The sequence below is a fragment of the Acidovorax sp. DMC1 genome, assembly GCF_056314325.1.
Map to the genome: position 1 here is coordinate 36,617 of NZ_JBQUYO010000006.1, position 18,422 is coordinate 55,038.

17 protein-coding genes and 1 riboswitch are annotated in these 18,422 nt (G+C 66.7%); of the genes, 15 read left to right on the forward strand and 2 right to left on the reverse strand.

Annotated elements, in window-relative coordinates:
• Positions 1-91 precede the first annotated feature (91 nt).
• From ACT531_RS13740 to ACT531_RS13790, 11 genes are all read left to right on the forward strand, one after another.
• Positions 92-364 carry an oxidative damage protection protein gene (locus tag ACT531_RS13740; protein WP_015013765.1) on the forward strand — a complete coding sequence of 91 codons (273 nt, stop codon included), beginning with the start codon at positions 92-94 and terminating at the stop codon, positions 362-364.
• A 194-nt stretch (positions 365-558) separates the two neighbouring features.
• Positions 559-2,520 (forward strand): bifunctional tRNA (5-methylaminomethyl-2-thiouridine)(34)-methyltransferase MnmC2/FAD-dependent 5-carboxymethylaminomethyl-2-thiouridine(34) oxidoreductase MnmC1, encoded by a 1,962-nt coding sequence (gene mnmC, locus ACT531_RS13745; protein WP_476017775.1) that lies wholly within the window; start codon positions 559-561, stop codon positions 2,518-2,520.
• 131 nt (positions 2,521-2,651) lie between these two features.
• Positions 2,652-3,455: a sulfite exporter TauE/SafE family protein gene (locus ACT531_RS13750; RefSeq protein WP_476017776.1), complete on the forward strand. Its 804-nt coding sequence runs from the start codon at positions 2,652-2,654 to the stop codon at positions 3,453-3,455.
• A 7-nt stretch (positions 3,456-3,462) separates the two neighbouring features.
• On the forward strand, positions 3,463-5,247 hold the full coding sequence (locus tag ACT531_RS13755; RefSeq protein WP_476017777.1) for a nitrite/sulfite reductase: 1,785 nt from the start codon (positions 3,463-3,465) through the stop codon (positions 5,245-5,247).
• 36 nt (positions 5,248-5,283) lie between these two features.
• Positions 5,284-5,670, forward strand: a complete 387-nt coding sequence (locus tag ACT531_RS13760) for a DUF934 domain-containing protein (protein ID WP_209819849.1) — start codon at positions 5,284-5,286, stop codon at positions 5,668-5,670.
• A gap of 49 nt (positions 5,671-5,719) precedes the next feature.
• The gene (locus tag ACT531_RS13765; RefSeq protein WP_476017778.1) at positions 5,720-6,343 is read left to right on the forward strand and encodes a phosphoadenosine phosphosulfate reductase domain-containing protein; all 624 of its coding nucleotides are present in this window, start codon (positions 5,720-5,722) and stop codon (positions 6,341-6,343) included.
• A gap of 14 nt (positions 6,344-6,357) precedes the next feature.
• On the forward strand, positions 6,358-7,311 hold the full coding sequence (gene cysD / locus ACT531_RS13770; RefSeq protein ID WP_099729969.1) for a sulfate adenylyltransferase subunit CysD: 954 nt from the start codon (positions 6,358-6,360) through the stop codon (positions 7,309-7,311).
• Positions 7,311-8,684, forward strand: coding sequence for a sulfate adenylyltransferase subunit 1 (locus ACT531_RS13775; protein ID WP_476017779.1), 1,374 nt, complete (start codon positions 7,311-7,313; stop codon positions 8,682-8,684). Before cysD ends, ACT531_RS13775 begins: the two co-directional genes overlap by 1 nt.
• Positions 8,685-8,810: 126 nt before the next feature.
• Complete coding sequence (gene fdxA / locus ACT531_RS13780; protein WP_008904181.1) at positions 8,811-9,140, forward strand: ferredoxin FdxA; 330 nt, start codon at positions 8,811-8,813, stop codon at positions 9,138-9,140.
• Positions 9,141-9,186: 46 nt separating this feature from the next.
• Complete coding sequence (locus ACT531_RS13785) at positions 9,187-10,227, forward strand: NAD(P)/FAD-dependent oxidoreductase (RefSeq protein WP_476017896.1); 1,041 nt, start codon at positions 9,187-9,189, stop codon at positions 10,225-10,227.
• A 55-nt stretch (positions 10,228-10,282) separates the two neighbouring features.
• Positions 10,283-10,387: riboswitch (TPP riboswitch) on the forward strand.
• A gap of 69 nt (positions 10,388-10,456) precedes the next feature.
• Positions 10,457-11,737: a purine-cytosine permease family protein gene (locus tag ACT531_RS13790; protein ID WP_476017780.1), complete on the forward strand. Its 1,281-nt coding sequence runs from the start codon at positions 10,457-10,459 to the stop codon at positions 11,735-11,737.
• Positions 11,738-11,821: 84 nt separating this feature from the next.
• Here ACT531_RS13790 and thiD read toward each other — a convergent pair whose 3' ends face one another.
• On the reverse strand, positions 11,822-12,685 hold the full coding sequence (gene thiD, locus ACT531_RS13795; protein ID WP_476017781.1) for a bifunctional hydroxymethylpyrimidine kinase/phosphomethylpyrimidine kinase: 864 nt from the start codon (positions 12,683-12,685) through the stop codon (positions 11,822-11,824).
• A gap of 279 nt (positions 12,686-12,964) precedes the next feature.
• On the opposite strand from thiD, the gene thiO reads away from it, so the two are divergent.
• The 4 genes from thiO (at position 12,965) to ACT531_RS13815 (ending at position 16,069) form a co-directional block, all read left to right on the forward strand.
• Positions 12,965-14,098, forward strand: a complete 1,134-nt coding sequence (thiO, locus tag ACT531_RS13800) for a glycine oxidase ThiO (RefSeq protein ID WP_476017782.1) — start codon at positions 12,965-12,967, stop codon at positions 14,096-14,098.
• Positions 14,095-14,292 (forward strand): sulfur carrier protein ThiS, encoded by a 198-nt coding sequence (gene thiS, locus ACT531_RS13805; protein WP_015013753.1) that lies wholly within the window; start codon positions 14,095-14,097, stop codon positions 14,290-14,292. Before thiO ends, thiS begins: the two co-directional genes overlap by 4 nt.
• A 78-nt stretch (positions 14,293-14,370) precedes the next feature.
• Positions 14,371-15,180 carry a thiazole synthase gene (locus ACT531_RS13810; RefSeq protein WP_015013752.1) on the forward strand — a complete coding sequence of 270 codons (810 nt, stop codon included), beginning with the start codon at positions 14,371-14,373 and terminating at the stop codon, positions 15,178-15,180.
• Positions 15,173-16,069, forward strand: a complete 897-nt coding sequence (locus tag ACT531_RS13815) for a thiamine phosphate synthase (RefSeq protein WP_476017783.1) — start codon at positions 15,173-15,175, stop codon at positions 16,067-16,069. The genes ACT531_RS13810 and ACT531_RS13815 overlap by 8 nt, the downstream gene beginning before the upstream one ends.
• 102 nt (positions 16,070-16,171) lie before the next feature.
• On the opposite strand, the gene ACT531_RS13820 is transcribed toward ACT531_RS13815, so the two are convergent.
• The gene (locus ACT531_RS13820; RefSeq protein ID WP_476017784.1) at positions 16,172-18,394 is read right to left on the reverse strand and encodes a type IV pilus assembly protein FimV; all 2,223 of its coding nucleotides are present in this window, start codon (positions 18,392-18,394) and stop codon (positions 16,172-16,174) included.
• Positions 18,395-18,422: the final 28 nt, after the last annotated feature.

Sequence of the window (18,422 nt, forward strand, 5' to 3'; positions counted from 1 at the left end):
TCAAAACTGGAACTACTGAGATTTCAGTTCTTAATATCCAAATCATCTGAGCGAAGCTTTTTTTCGCTCGCCCCCATTACAAGGAATTCCCATGGCACGCACCGTTCAATGCATCAAGCTCGGCAAGGAAGCCGAAGGCCTCGACTTTCCCCCCTACCCCGGCGAGCTGGGCAAACGCATCTGGGAAAGTGTGAGCAAGGAAGCCTGGGCCGGCTGGCTCAAACACCAGACCATGCTGGTCAACGAAAACCGACTGAACCTGGCCGATGCGCGCGCCCGCCAATACCTGGCCCGCCAGATGGAAAACCACTTTTTTGGCAGCGGCGCAGACGCCGCGGCGGGCTACGTCCCGCCCAGCGCGTAACGGAGCGAAGCGCAGTGCAGCGCTGCAAGAAATGGTTTCGCCAAAATCACTTCTTTGGCGGCAGCGCAGACGCTGCGGCGGGTTAGGCCCCGCCCATTGCGTGACGCAGCGCAACGCACCCCGGAGCGGTTCGCGGTAAAAACCGTTTTTCCCTTTCCAGCAGGCCGGCGCCACGCCGGCCTTTTGCCGTTCCCATGACTGAACGCATCGAGTGGCTGCCAGACGGCACCCCCTACAGCCCCCGCTTCGGCGACCGCTACCACAGTGAAAACGGCGGCCTGGACCAGGCCCGCCGTGTGTTTTTGCACGGCTGCGGCCTGCCCGAGGCCTGGGCGGGGCAACCGCAGTGGCGCATTCTGGAGACCGGTTTTGGCTTTGGCCTGAATTTCCTGGTGACCTGGGCCGCCTGGCGGGCCGACCCGCAGCGCCCCACGCTGCTGCACTTCGTATCGACCGAGGCCTGGCCCGTGAGTGCGGCCGACCTGCTGCGCGCCACCTCGGTCCACCCCGAGCTGGCGCCGCTGGCCGAAGCACTGCACCAGCAATGGTGGGGCCTGCTGCCAGGCGTGCACCGGCTGCGTTTTGACGAAGGCCGCGTGCTGCTCACCCTGTACGTGGGCGACACCCAGGCCATGCTGCGCCAGCAGAACCTGACGGTGGACTCCGTCTACCTCGACGGCTTCAGTCCCCAGCGCAACCCCGAAAGCTGGGACCTGCACACCCTGAAGGCCGTGGCGCGCTGTTGCCGACGCGGTACCCGCCTGGCCACCTGGACCATCGCGCGTGCCGTGCGTGATGCCTTGGCGCACTGTGGATTTGAAGTGACCCGCGTGCCCGGCGTGCCACCCAAGCGCGACAACCTGCATGCCACCTTCAATCCGCGCTGGGAACCGCGCACCTCGCGCCAGGCGGGTGCCGCGCCGGAACCCTCCACGCCCGGCCCCTGCATCGTGATCGGCGGCGGCATTGCGGGGGCGGCCACCGCAGCCAGCCTGGCCCGGCGCGGCTGGCAGGTCACGGTGCTGGACCAGGCCCCCGAGCCCGCTGCGGGCGCATCGGCCCTGCCCGCCGGGGTGTTTGCCCCCCATGTGTCGCCCGACGACAGCGTGCTGTCGCGCTTGTCGCGCAGCGGCATCCGCACCACCTTGGAGCAGGCCCGCTGGCTGCTGAACGAGGGGGTGGACTGGGCGCATTGCGGCGTGCTGGAGCACCGCACCGACGGCAGCCCCGGCCTGTCGCCCGATTGGCCCCAAGGGCCAGGCGCCGCCTGGAGCGAGCCTGCGCCCCCCGCCGCCCTGGCCGCCGCCCAGTTGCCGCCTGACGCGACGGCCTGCTGGCACCACCAAGCGGGCTGGGTGCGCCCGGCGCGCCTGGCCAAGGCCTTGCTGGGCCAACCCGGCATTCAATGGCGGGGGATTTGCGCAGTGGCCCAGTTGCGGCGTGTGGAAGCACCCTCCACTGCGCACGGCCCCGCCACTACCACCTGGCAGGCACTCGATGCCCAGGGCCAGGTGCTGGCCGAGGCACCCACCGTGGTCATTGCAGCGGGCGCAGGCAGCCTGGCCCTGCTGAACCACCGCTGGCCCCTGCAGCCGGTGCGCGGGCAGGTGTCGTGGGGCAAACATGCCGACCCAGCAAAGCCGCTGCTGCCATGGATTCCGTTCCCGGCCAACGGCAATGGCAACCTGGTGCCACGCTTCCCGCTGGGCGATCAAGCAGATGACGACCAAGGCTGGGTGATGGGCTCCACGTTCGAGCGCGATGTGCAGGTCCTGCCGCCGGCCGATGCCGACATCCACGCCGCCCACGCCACCAACTGGGCCAAGCTGCAGGGCCTGCTGCCCGGCATCGCCCCCCAGCTGGAACCCTTGTTCGCCCAGGCACTAAACGCCCCGGCTCTACAGCCCGCCGCAGGGGAGCCCCCCGCCCTGCGCACCTGGGCCGCCGTGCGCTGCACCGCGCCCGACCGCCTGCCCATCGTGGGCCCGGTGGATGCAGCCCAGCTGCCGGGCCTATGGACCAGCACGGCCATGGGCGCGCGCGGGCTGACGCTGGCGCTGCTGTGCGGCGAACTGCTCGCAGCCCGGCTGCAGGGCGAGCCGCTGCCGCTGGATGCGCGGCTGGCGAAGGCGCTGGGCACCGAGCGGCTGCAATAGATCCAGCACGGCAGGCGGCTCAAGCATCCCCCCTGCCAGCCCGCGCCAATCCTTACTTATAAACAAATCGACATATTGGCAGAGCAAAACAATAGTTTGCATCCATAAGAAGCCCCTCTACATTCGCCGCCATGCATGAATTGGCGTTTGTTTTTGCGGGCTTTGCCGTTGGGCTCATCGTGGGCCTGACCGGTGTGGGCGGCGGCTCGCTCATGACGCCGATCCTGATCTTCTTCTTCGGCATCAAGCCCCACATGGCCGTGGGCACCGATTTGCTGTTTGCGGCCTTCACCAAGATGGGCGGCACCGTCAGCCTGGCCCGCCAGCGTCTGGTGCCCTGGAAAGTGGTGGGCCAGCTGTGCGCAGGCAGCATTCCAGCCGCCCTGCTGGCGCTGTGGGCGCTGCACACCCTGGGCCCGGCCAGCGCCACCGCCCAGCGCATCATGACCACCACGCTGGGTTTTGCCCTGCTGCTCACGGCCGCCGCCACGCTCTACAAGGCCATTGTTTTCTCTGCCCAGCGCCAGGCCGCACAAAACGCCGCCCGCAAGGCCCACACCGGCGACGCCACCCGCCCCCGCCACTGGAGCCTGCCCGTGCTGCTGGGCGCGGTGATCGGCACGCTGGTCACCTTCACCTCCGTGGGCGCGGGCGCCATCGGCGTGACGGTGCTGCTGCTGGTGTATCCCCTGCTGCCGCTGCCGCGCATCATTGGCGCCGACATTGCCTACGCCGTTCCGCTGACCCTGGTGGCAGGTCTCGGCCATGCCACGCTCGGCTCGGTGGACTGGCCTTTGCTTGCACAATTGCTGGCTGGCTCGCTGCCGGGCATCTGGCTGGGCTCGCGCCTGGTCACCCGCACGCCTGAGCGCCTGATTCGCTCCGCCTTGTCCCTCTTGCTGGCCTGGGCAGGCTTCAAACTGATTCTGATCTGAGTCCCCTATGTACCAATACACCGCTTTCGACACCCAGTTCGTGCAACAGCGTGCCGCGCAGTTCCGTGACCAGCTCACCCGCTGGCAGACCGGCAAGCTGAGCGAGGACGACTTCCGCCCCCTGCGCTTGCAAAACGGCTGGTATGTGCAGCGCTACGCCCCCATGCTGCGCGTGGCTGTGCCTTACGGCGAGATCGCCAGTCGCCAGCTGCGCGTGCTGGCGCAGATTGCCCGCGAATACGACGAGCCCGAAGCCGCTGTCTTCAAGGCCGCCATGGAAGGCCAGGGCAAGCTGGGCACGACCTTCTTGCCCAAGAACTGCGCCCACTTCACCACCCGCACCAATGTGCAGTTCAACTGGATCCCGCTGTCCAAAAGCGCGGACGTGATGGACTTGCTGGCAAGCGTCAACCTGCACGGCATCCAGACCAGCGGCAACTGCATCCGCAACACCACCACCGACGCGCTGGCAGGCATCGCCGTGGACGAGATCGTGGACCCGCGCCCCTATGCGGAGCTGATCCGCCAGTGGTCCACGCTGCACCCCGAGTTCGCGTTTTTGCCCCGCAAGTTCAAGATCGCCATCACCGGCGCCAAGGACGACCGCGCGGCCACCGGCTGGCACGACGTGGGCCTGCACCTGGTCAAGAACGATGCGGGTGAGATCGGCTTCAAGGTATTTGTGGGCGGTGGCATGGGCCGCACGCCGGTGATTGGCACCGTAATCCGCGAGTTCCTGCCCTGGAACCAGATCATGAATTACATCGAGGCCATCGTGCGCGTGTACAACGAGCACGGCCGCCGCGACAACAAGTACAAGGCCCGCATCAAGATTCTGGTGAAGTCCGAAGGCCAGCAGTACATCGACGATGTGGAAGCCGAATACCGCCAGATTCTGGAGATCGACGGAGGCCCCCACACCATCCCGCAGGCCGAATTTGACCGCGTGGCTGCCTGCTTTGTGGCGCCGAAGCTGGCTGACATTGCCGACGTGGCACCAGAAGTCCTGCAAGCCCAGCTGGACGCCCAGGCCGCAGAACACGTGATGTTTGGCCGCTGGCTGCAGCGCAATGTGCACCCGCACCGGAACCCGCAACTGCGCGCCGTGACGCTGTCGTTCAAGCGCCCCAGCCAGTCGCCCGGCGACGCCACCAGCGACCAGCTGATTGCCTTGGCCGACCTGGTGGACAAATACTCCGCTGGTGAAGCCCGCGTGACCCACGACCAGAACGTGCTGCTGCCCTGGGTACACGCCAGCCGCCTGTTCGACCTGTGGCAAGAAGCCAAGGCCCTGGGCCTGGCCAGCGCCAATGTGCAGTTGCTCACCGACATGATCGCCTGCCCCGGCGGCGACTTCTGCGCGCTGGCCAACGCCCGCTCGCTGCCGATTGCCGAGGCCATCACTCAGCGTTATCAAGACCTGGACGAGCTGGACGACATTGGCGAAATCGACCTGCACATCAGCGGTTGCATCAACAGCTGCGGCCACCACCACAGCGGCCACATCGGCATCCTGGGCGTCGATAAAGACGGCAAGGAGTGGTACCAGGTCACGCTGGGCGGCTCCGACGGCTCTGACCTTTCGGGCGCTGCCGTGGCCGGCAAGGTGATTGGCCCCTCGTTCTCAGCCGCCGAAGTGCCAGACGTGATCGAGGCCGTGCTGAACACCTACCGCGACCTGCGCGAAAGCGGCGAGACCTTCCAGAACACCGTGCGCCGCACCGGCCTCGACCCCTTCAAGGAAGCGGCCAAGCAGGCCCGCCACAAAGACGAAACCCTGGCCACGGCCTGAAGCCGCACTGCCCCTGATCCCGGAACGATGATGAACCTGAAACTTCTCGCATCCCACGAACACCAGCCCCCGGCAGAAGGCGACGCCCGCGCGGTGGCGCTGGCCAACGATGCCGACGCCCTGGCCCTGCCGCTGGAAGGCGTGGAACGTGTGGACCTGCACTTCCCTAACTTCACCGACGGCCGCGCGTTCAGCCAGGCCTTCCTGCTGCGCCGCCGCCGTGGCTTCAAGGGCGAAATCCGCGCCACCGGTGATGTGCTGATCGACCAGCTGGTGCAGATGCAGCGCACCGGCTTTTCGAGCGCTGTGTTGCGCGAGGGCGTGGACGCTGCCGATGCGCAGCGCCAGTTTGAACGCTTCCCTGGCTTCTACCAGGGCGACGCCGTGAACCCTCAACCCCTGTTTGCCGCCAAGGCCGCCTGACGGACGCACTGCCCACGCGTCCACCGCACCGAAACACGAGCCCCTCACCATGAGCCACATCGATCTCGCAAGCATCAACGCCGACCTGGGCCGCAACGCGCCCGCCCTGGTGGAATGGGCCCTGGGCCTGGGCAAGACCAGCATCGTCACCACCAACTTCCGTCCTTTTGAAGCCGTGATCCTGCACATGGTCACGCAGGTGAACCCTGACGTACCCGTGGTCTGGATGGACAACGGCTACAACACCGAAGCCACCTACCGCTTTGCCGACGAGGTGACCAAGCAACTGGGCCTGAACCTCAAGATTTACCTGCCCCTGCGTTCGCGCGCCCACCGTGAAGCCGTGGACGGCCCCACACCTGCACTGGACGACCCACGCCACGCTGCCTTCACCGAAGAAGTGAAGCTCGAACCCTTTGCCCGCGCCCTGCGCGAGACCGCACCGCAAGTCTGGTTCACCGCCCTGCGCGCTACCGACACCGCTGTGCGCGCACAGATGGACCCGGTGAGCATCAACCCCGATGGCCTCATCAAGGTGGCGCCGCTGCTGCACTGGTCGTCCAAAGACCTGCACGAATACTGCGTGAAGCACGGCCTGCCCAACAACTTCGACTACGTGGACCCGACCAAGGGCGAAGACAACCGCGAGTGCGGTCTGCATCTGGCCCACTGAAACCGAACACATCCATGAACGCCCGCACCGACTCAGCGCTGCTTGAGAAAACCAACAACATGAGCTACCACCTCAACAACTCGCACCTCGACGCCCTGGAAGAAGAAACCATCTTCATCCTGCGCGAAGTCGCCGCCGCTTTCGAGCGCCCCGCCCTGCTGTTTTCGGGCGGCAAGGATTCGCTGGTCATGCTCAAGTGCGCTGAAAAAGCCTTTGGCGCGGGCCGCATTCCCTACCCGCTCTTGATGATCGACACGGGACACAACTTCCCTGAAGTGACCGACTTCCGCGACTTCCGTGCCAAGGAACTGGGCGCCGAGCTGATCGTGCGCAGCGTAGAGGATTCGATGGCGCGCGGCACCGTGCGCCTGGCCCACCCGGGCGAGTCGCGCAACGTGCACCAGTCCGTCACGCTGCTCGAAGCGATTGAGGAATTCCGCTTTGATGCCCTCATCGGCGGCGCCCGCCGCGACGAGGAAAAGGCCCGCGCCAAGGAGCGCATCTTCAGCCACCGCGACAGCTTCGGCCAATGGCAGCCCAAGGCCCAGCGCCCCGAGCTGTGGACGCTGTTCAACACCCGCCTGCAGCCCGGCGAGCACTTCCGCGTGTTCCCTATCAGCAACTGGACCGAGCTCGATGTGTGGCAGTACATCGACCGCGAGCAGATCGGCCTGCCCAGCATCTACTACACGCACAAGCGCCAGGTGGTGGACAAGAAGGGCCTGCTGATGCCCGTGACCGAACTCACCCCGCCGCGTGAAGGCGATGTGGTGGAAACGCGCGACGTGCGCTTTCGCACCGTGGGCGACATCACCTGCACCGCACCGGTGGAGAGCACCGCCGCCACCCCGGCCGAGATCGTCATCGAGACCCTGGCTGCCGACGTGAGCGAGCGCGGCGCCACGCGCATGGACGACAAGACATCGGATGCTTCGATGGAGAAGCGCAAGAAGGACGGGTATTTCTGATGAACGCTATCAATTCAATAGCTGCCAGCGCAAATAACACTAGCGCTACCAGCCAAAACGACCATATCTCCGCCCTCAAGTTCATCACTTGTGGTTCCGTCGATGACGGCAAGAGCACGCTGATCGGCCGCCTGTTGGTGGACAGCAAGGCCGTGCTGCAAGACCACCTGGCCGGCGTTCAGCGCCAGGGTGAGACCGACCTGGCCCTGCTGACCGACGGCCTCAGCGCCGAGCGCGAGCAAGGCATCACCATCGACGTGGCCTACCGCTACTTCGCCACCGAAGAGCGCAAGTTCATCATCGGCGACGCGCCCGGCCACGAGCAGTACACCCGCAACATGGTCACGGCCGCCAGCAGCGCCGACGCCGCCGTGGTGCTGGTCGATGCCACCAAGCTCGACTGGAAGAACCCCAGCCTGGCCCTGCTGCCGCAGACCCGCCGCCACAGCCTGCTGGTGCACCTGCTGCGCGTTCACTCGCTGGTGTTTGCCGTGAACAAGCTGGACGCGGTGGAAGACCCCGCACTGGCCTGGAAGCATATTCAAGGCGCACTGCAGGCCTTTGCCCAGGCGGCAGGCATCACCGTGCGAGCCATGGTGCCGGTCTCCGCCCTCAAGGGCTGGAACGTGGTGGACGCCCACGCAGGCTGGTGCGGCTATGACGGTCCTACCCTCTTGCAAGTCTTGGAAGAACTGCCCAACACCCCGGCAGACACAGCACTGGCACCGGCCTTCCCGGTGCAGTGGGTCGAGAAGTTCTCGTCCTCGTCCGACACGAGCCAGGGCCGCCGCGTGTTCTGGGGCCGTGTGGCTGCAGGCACCTTCGCGCCCGGCACGGCCGTGCAGATCTTCCCCAGCGGCCAGCTGGCCACCGTGGCCCAGGTGCTGGACCACGCCCGCCGCCCCAAGGACGTGCCCGCAGGCACCAGCGCCGGCATCATCCTGGACCGCGAGGTGGACGTATCGCGCGGCGACTGGATTCTGGCCGCGCCCACGGCTGCTGCAACGCCGGTTGCCGACGATGACTTTGGCGACACACCCGCTGCCACCCCCGCTTGGCCCGCCAGCCGCGAGCTGCGCACCACCATCGCCTGGATGGACGACGAGCCCCTGGTCGCGGGCCGCGTGTACTGGGCGCTGCACGGCCACCACTGGGTCAAGGCCAAGGTCAAGGCCGTGGTGCACAAGCTCAACATCAACACGCTGGTCGAAGAAGCCGCCACGCAGCTCGACCCCAACGCCATCGGCCATGTGGAACTGCTGCTGCAAGAGGCGATTCCCGCTGCGCCGTTCACCCAGGCCCGCGTGCTCGGATCGCTGATCCTGGTGGACACCGCCAGCCACAAAACTGCGGGCGCCGTGCTGGTCAACTGATGGGCCACTGACCCAGATCAGACTCCGCACGCCCGAGACACCCCTTCGCAGCAAGGGGCCCTGTAACCAAAGGTCGGTGAAAGCTTCTAAAATCGAGGGTTTTCACCGACCCACACAACTCCTGTCATGACCCACGTCGTTTCCGAAAACTGCATCAAGTGCAAGTACACCGATTGTGTGGACGTGTGCCCCGTGGACTGCTTCCGCGAAGGCCCGAACATGCTCGTCATCGACCCTGACGAATGCATCGACTGCGCCGTCTGCATCCCCGAGTGCCCGGCCAACGCCATCTTTGCCGAAGAAGACCTGCCGGCCGACCAGATCGCCTTCATCAAGCTCAACGCCGACCTGGCCTTTGCCGACGGCTGGAAGAGCATCACCAAGCGCAAGCCTGCACTGCCCGACGCTGACGAGTGGAACGGCAAGCCGGGCAAGGTCAACGAACTGATCAAGTAACCCGCCGCGCGCGCCACTGGTGACCGAGACTTTGCAAGCGCCCACCGTGGTCGAGACCGACGCCGTTGTCATCGGCGCAGGTCCTGTGGGCCTGTTCCAGGTCTTCCAGCTGGGCCTGCAAGGCATCACCGCCCACTTGATCGACGCCCTGCCCCATGCAGGGGGCCAGTGCGTCGAGCTGTACGGCGACAAACCCATCTACGACATCCCGGGCATCCCGGTGTGCACCGGGCGCGAGCTGGCTGGTCTGCTGCTTCAGCAGACCGCGCCGTTCAAGACCCAGTGGCACCTGAACACGCTGGTGTCCGCCCTCACCGTACAAGCGGACGGGCGCCTGCTGGTCGAAACCTCGCAAGGCGCACAACTGCTGGCCCGCAGCGTGTTCATTGCCGCCGGCGTGGGCGCTTTTGTGCCGCGCACCCTCAAAGTGGACGGCATCGAGCGGTTCGTCGGCACCCAGGTCCACTACCAGAGCCTGCCCGCGACAGTGGATGTGACCGGTCGCCACGTGGTCGTGCACGGCGGCGACGAGCCCGCGGTGGCACGCGCCGTGGAACTGGCCGAACAAGGCCAGACCGCCCGCGTGAGCCTGCTGCATCGCCGTGACGTTTTCCAGGCGCCTGACGCCTTGCTGCAACGCCTGCAGCAATTGCGCGACGCAGGTCGCATCCATGTCGAGGCCGTGCAGATCACCGGCATCGACACTGTGGGCGACCGCCTCACCGCACTGCAGGTGGTGGACGCAGATGGCAGCACCCGCGCCCTGGCGCTGGACCTGCTGGTGGCGGTACTGGGCATTTCGCCCCGCCTCGGCCCCATCGCCGACTGGGGCATCGCCATGGACCGTAAACAATTGGTGGTTGACACCGAAGCCTTCCGCACCAGCGTGCCCGGCATCTACGCCGTGGGCGACATCAACACCTACCCCGGCAAGCGCAAGCTCATCCTGTGTGGCTTCCACGAGGCCACGCTGGCCGCCTTTAGCGCGGCCGAAGCGCTCAAGGGCGACAAGGTGGCCCTGCAATACACCACCACCAGCCCGCGCCTGCACCAGTTGCTGGGTGTGGCCCCGGCCACCGCTGCCTGACTGGGCGCGCGACGGCCGCACACCACTACAATCCGCAGCGCGCTGCTTTAGCAAGCGCTACCGCTAGGGGTGTCGATGTGGGCCCGCCCGCTTCGACTGAGAGAGTCCCTTTGAACCTGATTGAGATCATCCTCGCGCAGGGAAGCAAGTCCGCCAAAGCACGGCCCTGAACACATCCGGGCGCACCGGCGGGCCGCCCCTGCTCTGTATCTGCTTACGGAGCCATTCCATGTCCTCATCGCCTGCCACGCACGCCACCAACGAAGCGCTGGCCCCCGTCTCCCCCGACCGCCGCGTCTTCCAGTGGCATGACCATGCCTCGCTCTGGTTCAGCCTGGGCGTGGGACTGCTGGTCATGCAAGTGGGGGCGTACCTGATGCCCGCGCTGGGTACCAAAGAGGCCCTGATCGCCATCGTGGCCGGTTCCATCGTGGGTGCGGGCCTGCTGGGCTGGGTGGCCAAGCTGGGCTGCGACAGCGGCCTGGCCAGTGCGGGGCTGATGCACGCGGTGTATGGCCGCACGTTTGCCAGCCTGCCCATTATCCTGAACATCGTGCAGCTGGTGGGCTGGGGCACGTTCGAGCTGGTGGTGATGCGTGACGCCACCGTGGCGATTGGCCAGCAGTCGGGCGCCATGGCGGGAGCCCACTGGCCCGTACTGGCCACGCTGCTGTGGGGCGGCGTGGTGATGCTGCTGATCAGCGGATCGATGGTGCAGCTGGTGCGCAAGCTGATTGCGCGCATCGCGCTGCCGCTGGTGGTGTTGTCGCTGCTGTGGCTGTCGTGGCAGTTCCTGTCGCTGGCGCAAACGCAAGGCTTTGAGGCGCTGTGGACGCGCAAGGGCGACGGCGGCATGGGCGTGCTGCCCGCGCTGGACCTGGTGATTGCGATGCCCATCTCGTGGCTGCCACTGGTGGCCGACTACGCCCGCCATGGCAAGAACGGTGGCTCAGCGCTGCGCGGCACGTGGCTGGGCTATGCGCTGGCCAACATCTGGTGCTACAGCCTGGGTGTGCTGGTGGCATTGACCTTGCCCAGCCAAGACCTGGTGCAGGCGCTGCTGCTGGCCCAGGGCGGGCTGATTGCGCTGTCGCTGATCCTGATCGACGAGGTGGACAACGCCTATGGCGACGCGTATTCAGGCGCCGTGTCGGCCCATAGCCTGCTGCCGCGCTGGGGTGTGCGCGCCTGGGGCCTGCTGGTGGCCGCGCTGTGCACCGGGCTGGCGCTGGTGCTGCCCATGCACAGCCTGGAACCGTTTCTGCTGCTGCTCAGCTCGGTGTTCGTGCCGCTGTTTGGCGTGATCCTCGGGCGTCTGGCCTTTGGCACCGATGCGCCCGCCCTGCTGGCGGCGGCGCGCAAGGTGAATGCAGCGCCCGTAGCCATTTGGCTGGCCGGCATCGCAGTGTACCACCTGGCGCCCAAGGTGCTGCCTGATGCGGGCTCTGCCCTGCCCACGCTGGCGTTCAGCTTCGTGCTGGCCTGGGCGACAAGGCCCAAGGCACGCTGAGTCGCCGCCAAAACACTATCAAAAAAGGAGCACCCAGCGCATGTTTGACTAGCGCTTGCGCCTCAAAACACCTAAAAAGACGCTCTATGGTGCCTGAAACACCCGCTGCGCCACCGGCGCGTAGCCGTGGTTGAGGGGGCCGTGGCCCCGGCCGGTGGTGACATTCGCTCCGGCAGCAATGGCCCCCAAGATGTAGGCCCGTGCCTGCTCCACGGCCTGCTCCAGCGGTAGGCCCAGCGCCAAGTGGGCTGCAATCGCAGACGACAGGGTACATCCCGTGCCATGCCCGTTGTGGGTGGCAATGCGCTGCGACTGCAACCGGTGACCCTGAGCACCACCCTGCACGGCCAGCACATCCACCACCCAGTCGCCCGGCAAGTGCCCGCCTTTGAGCAATGCCGCGCGGGCGCCCAGCCGCAGCAGGTCTTGCGCGGCCAGCTCCAGCGCCTCCACGCCTTCGATGCGACGCCCCAGCAACCATCCGGCCTCGTCCAGGTTGGGCGTGACCACCTCGGCCAGCGGAAACAGCTCTTGGACCAGCACCGCCACCGTCTCTTGGGCGATCAGCCGGTCGCCACTGGTGGCCACCATCACCGGGTCCAGCACCACGTGCGGCAGCTGGTAGGTCCGAATGGCTTCTGCCACCACATGCACCACGTCGGGCGAGTGCAGCATGCCGATCTTGACGGCGTCCACGCCAATGTCCTGCACCACCGCATCGATCTGGGCCTTGAGCATCTCGGGCGGAATGCCGTGGATGCCCGTCACCCCGCAGGTGTTCTGGGCCGTGATGGCGGTGATGGCCGTCATGCCATAACAGCCCAGCGCACTGAAGGTCTTGAGGTCGGCCTGGATGCCCGCGCCGCCGCCGCTGTCAGACCCTGCGATGGAGAGCACGCGTGCGTAGCGGTGGCCCGTGGAGGGCAAGGAGGTCGTCGGTGAAATCATGGCAAAAATTATGGCCTATGCGCCACGTCAAAACGGGGCACACGGGGGATGTGCTGTAATTCATTTTCCGGACGAAACAGGGGTGTCCTGCCATCAAGATACTGTTCTTGGGCGTGCGACTGAGAAATACCCTGGGGCCTGCACAGAACCCTGTGCACTGCGACCGAAGCAGGAGCCCCGCTACCCGATCCAGGTCATGCTGGCGTGGGGAGTTTCCATCAACGGTGACCCCGTTTTGTCCATGGCCGCTTGCCACACCACGGACACACTGACGGATCTATGTCACTTCAACCTTCTTCCTTTGCCATCCTGGGCGCAGGCCTGATGGGCCGTCTGCTGGCCGTGGAGCTGGCGCGCCAGGGGCACCGCGTGGACATCTATGACGCGGGGGGCCCCGCCGCCGAGAACTCGGCCGCCACGGTGGCTGCGGCCATGCTGGCCCCGTTGGCAGAGTCCGCGATCACCGAACCCGGCGTGGTCCGCATGGGCCACCACGCGCTGACCCGGTGGCCCGAGTTGCTGGCAGGCTTGTCGGAGCCCGTGTTTTTTCAGCAGGCTGGCACACTGATCGTGTGGCACCGCCAGGACGTGGCCGAAGCCCAGCGCTTCACCCGCCAGCTTGAAAACAACCAGCGCAGCCTGCCCGAGCTGCCCGCCCTGCAAAAGCTCGACAGCGGCGCCCTGGAACAGGTGGAGCCCGCCCTTGCGCACCGCTTCAACCAAGGCCTGTACCTGCCCGGCGAGGGCCAGCTGGACAACCGCCAGTTGCTGGCCGCCCTGTTGGTGGAAATGGAGCGCCTGGGAGTGCGGGCGCACTGGCACACGCCTCAGTCGCCCGACGCCTTCACGCCCGGCGCCCCCGGCCAGCCCGACCGGGTGCTGGACTGCCGTGGCCTGGGCGCCAAGGGCCAGTGGAGCGCGCTGCGCGGCGTGCGCGGTGAAGTGGCGCGCATCCACGCGCCCGACGTGACGCTGCAGCGCCCCACCCGGCTGGTGCACCCCCGCTACCCCATCTACATCGCGCCCAAAGAAGACCATCTGTTCGTCATCGGCGCGACCGAGATCGAGTCCGACGACCGCTCCCCAGCAAGCGTGCGCTCCACCCTGGAGCTGCTGAGCGCCGCCTACGCCGTGCACCCCGGCTTTGCCGAAGGGCGGATTCTGGAGCTGGCCACGCAGTGCCGCCCCACGCTGCCCGACAACCTGCCCGCCATCCGCCAGACCCGCCCGGGCGTGCTGGAGATCAACGGCCTGTACCGCCACGGCTTCATGATCTCGCCCGCCATGCTGGACGTGACCCTGGAGGTGCTGAACACGGGACAATCGACCCTGTCCGAACGTTTTGACCTCCGGCTGGAACTGGAACCCATCGCACCCGCCCCGACCGGCGTTGCCGCCCCCGCATTTGCATGAACATCTCGATCAACCAAGTCCCGCACGAACTGCCCGAAGGCGCCACCGTGGCCGATGCCGTGGCCGCCATCGAAGCGCGCCCCCCGTTTGCCGTGGCCGTAAACACCACCTTTGTGCCCAACACCCGCTACGCCGCCCATGCGTTGCAGCCTGGCGACCGCGTGGAGATCATCTCGCCGGTCACTGGCGGCTGAGGTAACAGTAACTCAATCAAAATGGCTGCTAGCGCATACAAAACATACGTCAGTAGCTATCAAAATCATAGTAATCCAATGACCACTCCGACGCCCCAAGACCCGCTGGTGCTGTACGGCCAGACGTTCGCCAGCCGCCTGCTGCTGGGCACCTCGCGCTACCCCTCGCCCGCCGTGCTCGAAGCCGCCGTGCTGCGCGCCCGGCCCGCCATGGTCACGGCCTCGCTCCGCCGCCAGGGTAGCAACCCGGCCGAGAGCGGCAGCAGCTTCTGGGAGCTGCTGCGCAAGCTCAACGTGCCCGTGCTGCCCAACACCGCCGGCTGCCACAGCGCGCAAGAGGCCATCACCACCGCACAGATGGCGCGCGAGGTATTCAACACCCCGTGGATCAAGCTGGAGCTGATCGGCGACGACTACACCCTGCAGCCCGACACGCTGAACCTGGTGGGCGTGGCCGAGCACCTCATCAAAGAAGGCTTTCAGGTGCTGCCCTACTGCACCGAAGACCTGGTGCTGTGTCAGCGCCTGGTGGACGTGGGCTGCCAGGCCGTAATGCCCTGGGCCGCCCCCATCGGCACCGGGCGCGGCCCGGTCAACCCCTACGCGCTGCAGACACTGCGCGAGCGCCTGAATGTGCCCATGCTGGTCGATGCCGGGCTGGGCCTGCCCTCGCACGCCTGCCAAGTCATGGAATGGGGCTATGACGGCGTGCTGCTGAACACCGCCGTGGCCCTGGCCCAAGACCCGGTGGCCATGGCCGGTGCGTTTGCCGATGCCGTGAGCGCCGGGCGCGCAGCCCGCCTGGCCGGTGCCATGGCCGCACAAGACGCCGCCCAGCCTAGCACCCCCGTGCTGGGCACCCCTTTCTGGCACCACGCCCATGCATGACACCACCGCCCTGGCGAACGCCATCCTGAGCCACCACGCGGCCACCTTTGCAGGGTTTGCGCCTGAGCCCGTGCCCACACCCACGTCGCAGGACCCTGTGTACCTGGCCGCGCTGCAGGCTTGCAGTCAACTGGGTTTCATCGCCCACGACGCCGAATGCCTGGCCCGCGCCTGGCAGGCGCGCGAGCTGCGCACCGGCAGCGCACAGCCCGAGCAGTGGCCCGACGAACCCCAGGACTTTGGCCTGCAGCGCCTTCCGCGCGCCCAGCAGTTTGCCGCGTGCCCCGAGCGCCTGGGCCTGTATGCCGTGCTGCCTGACGCCCAGTGGGTGGGCCGCATGGCACGCGCCGGGGTGCCAACGGTGCAGTTGCGCTTCAAATCGGAAGACGACCGCGCCATCCGGGCCGAAGTCCAGGCCGCCGTCGAGGCCGTGCAAGGCACGGGCGCGCTGTTGTTCATCAACGACCACTGGCGGGATGCGATCAATGCAGGCGCCTACGGCATCCATCTGGGCCAGGAAGACCTGGACGCACTCACTGCCGAAGAGCTGCAGACACTCCACCGCTCCGGCCTGCGCCTGGGCGTGAGCACCCATGGGTATGCCGAAATGGTGCGTGCCGACGCCGTGGGGCCCAGCTATATCGCGATGGGTGCCGTGTTCCCTACGACCCTCAAAAAAATGGCTACCGCGCCCCAGGGCGTGGGCAGGCTGGGCTTGTATGCACGGCTGATGCGGCACTACCCGAAAGTGGCGATTGGCGGGATCAGCGCCGAGCAGTTCCCCACGGTGCTGGCCACTGGCGTGGGTTCCGTGGCGGTGGTGCGGGCCTTGGTCAATGCACCGGACCCTGAAGCGTCGGCTGCAGCGCTGATGGCTCTGATGCGGTGATGGTCGGGCAGCGATAGCGGCCGGAGCGGCTATCGCGGGTCTTCTGGGGCAGCTACCGCACCGCGTGGCCGTGGCTGGGGCGGTCGATAGGCCAGCGACTGGTTACTTGCGGTCAGGTTTTTTCATCTGCTCCAGCTCAAGGCGGAGCTCCATGAGATCGTTCTCCATACCAAAGCCGACCGGCTGGCCTGCGGGTGGCGGCGCCGTCACGGGCACCGGAGGCAGATCGCTCAGCGTGAGGTGGGGAGGGTCCGACAGATCCAGATCCAGTGGAATGCCCCGCGAGTCCTCGCCCACAGACGCTGCGGGCCTGGAGGGCGCAACCGGAGCGGGCGCAGGTGCCGGCTCCTGCTGGGCCTTCATCGCAAATTCGAACTCCAGACTGGCGGCCAGCGAATCGAGCGGCAAGTCGTCGTGCAGCGCCGCCGCAGCGGGGGCAGGACCCGAGGGAGCGACCAGCGTTTCAGACCGGGGAGGTGCGAGCGGGGTCGTCCGCTTGCGAGGCGGCGGCGCACCCCGTGCACTGGCAGGCGTGGTCTGCGCCACCGCCAAGAGCAGCAGCAGATCGTCATAGGCAGCCAGATCAAACGGTTCCACCGCTTCGGCGCCCGAGCGACGGAACAGGAATTTCTCCAGCAAGCCCAGCACCGCAGGCGTTGTCCACTCGGCCTCGATCTCGGCCAGCGCGTCGGTGTAGTGGTACAGCATGCGGCCTGTGCGGTGAAAGCCCGCAAACTCCGGCACCTGTGCGTTGAAGAACTGCATGAACTGGGTGCGCAACTGCGCAAACTCATCCACCCGGCTGAGGGTGTGGTACAGCCTCAATAGCTCCAGGTAAGCCAGCGGCGAGGTCTCGCGGTGCTCTGCAATGTGATGCTTCAGCACCTCGATGGCCTGTTGGTGCTCGCCCACCGAGACAAAGAATTCGGCCTGCTGCTGAATGTCAAACAGCTCTTCAGGGTTGACGATGTGGGCTGCCACGGAGGGCGCCGGGGACGGGGCAGCAGCCTTGGCCTGCAACGGGGCGGGCGCACTGGCCGCAGGGCTGGTTGCCACGAAGCGTGGCTCCACCGCCACCGGGGCGGCTTTGCCCAAGGGGCTTGCACCGGACTCAAGGCCGGCTGCGACAGCGTGGGGCTGGGTTTCCGACGGCAGCCAGGTGTCGCCAGGATGGGGCGTCAGACCCAGCGCCTCGTCATGGGCCGATGTGGCCTCGGCGCGCGCGCCCAGGGCCACGGAATCGCGCCATGACCGCACCGCCTTGTCGGACGCGCTGCGCATCCGCGACCACATCCATGCCACACCCAGCAGCGCCAGGGCCAAAAGGCCTCCCAGGGCATACACCACTGTTGCAGGGAACCGTTCCTGCTCCATCAGCTCCAGCTGCTGCTGCAACTGACCGGCCGTGGCGCGGTCCTTGGCGGCCTGTGCACGCAGCGCGGCTGTGTCTGTTTCCAGGGCCTTGAGCCGTTCGCTGTCCTTTTGCAGATCTTCGGGCGCGGTGTTCAGCGACTTCCACAACGCAGCGGCCTGGGCCCGCAGGGCCGACATCTCCTCGGACGGCGCGGTGGGCAGTTGCCCGGTGGAGCGCAGTGCCACCGGGCTGTCCAGCCAGGTGTCCAGTGGCTCCACCACCAGACGGGAACGCGTGGCCGGTGCAGCACCTACCGCTGATTTGCCGGGAGCCGCCGCGCCTACGCGCGCTGAAGGCCGTGGGGCGGTTGCAGCCCCTGGCGCGCTGCGGTCGGCAGACTGCGGACGCACAGCCTTTGCCGGTGCCGCCGCCTTGTCGCTGGGCCGGGTGGCCTGCGCCATGCTGGTGGCTGCTGAAGATGCGGCGGAACTGCCACCACCCACGGCAGGAGAGCTCTGTGACTCCGCACCTGTGCGGGTGGCGGCGGAGGGAAGACGCGTCACATCCACGGGCGACGCGGAGGCAGATCGGGTCACGGTGGTCGGCAAGTCCGAAAGGAAGGTGTAGCTGCGCGTGGTCTTGCCATTGCACCCTGCAGACAGGGTGACGGTCAGCACAGGCTCATCCAGCGATACCGAGGCCAACACGCGAACGCCCGACGGACGCCCACGCACCTCGGGCAATGGGATCACGCGCACCTTGCTGTCGCTGATGGCGTTGTCGCCTGCCACCAGCTTGGCCGTGACGCAGGACGACGCGACATCGGTGCCAGGGTCGGGCTGCAACTCGAACGAGAGATCGACCGGGGAGCCCAACACCACCGTACCACTACCATTGCCCAGGGACAGCGCCGAAGCACCGGCTGCAAGCGCCCACAATCCCGGCCCAAAAATGGTGTTACGGATTTTCACAATCAATTCTGTTTTTCGGTCCGAAGGA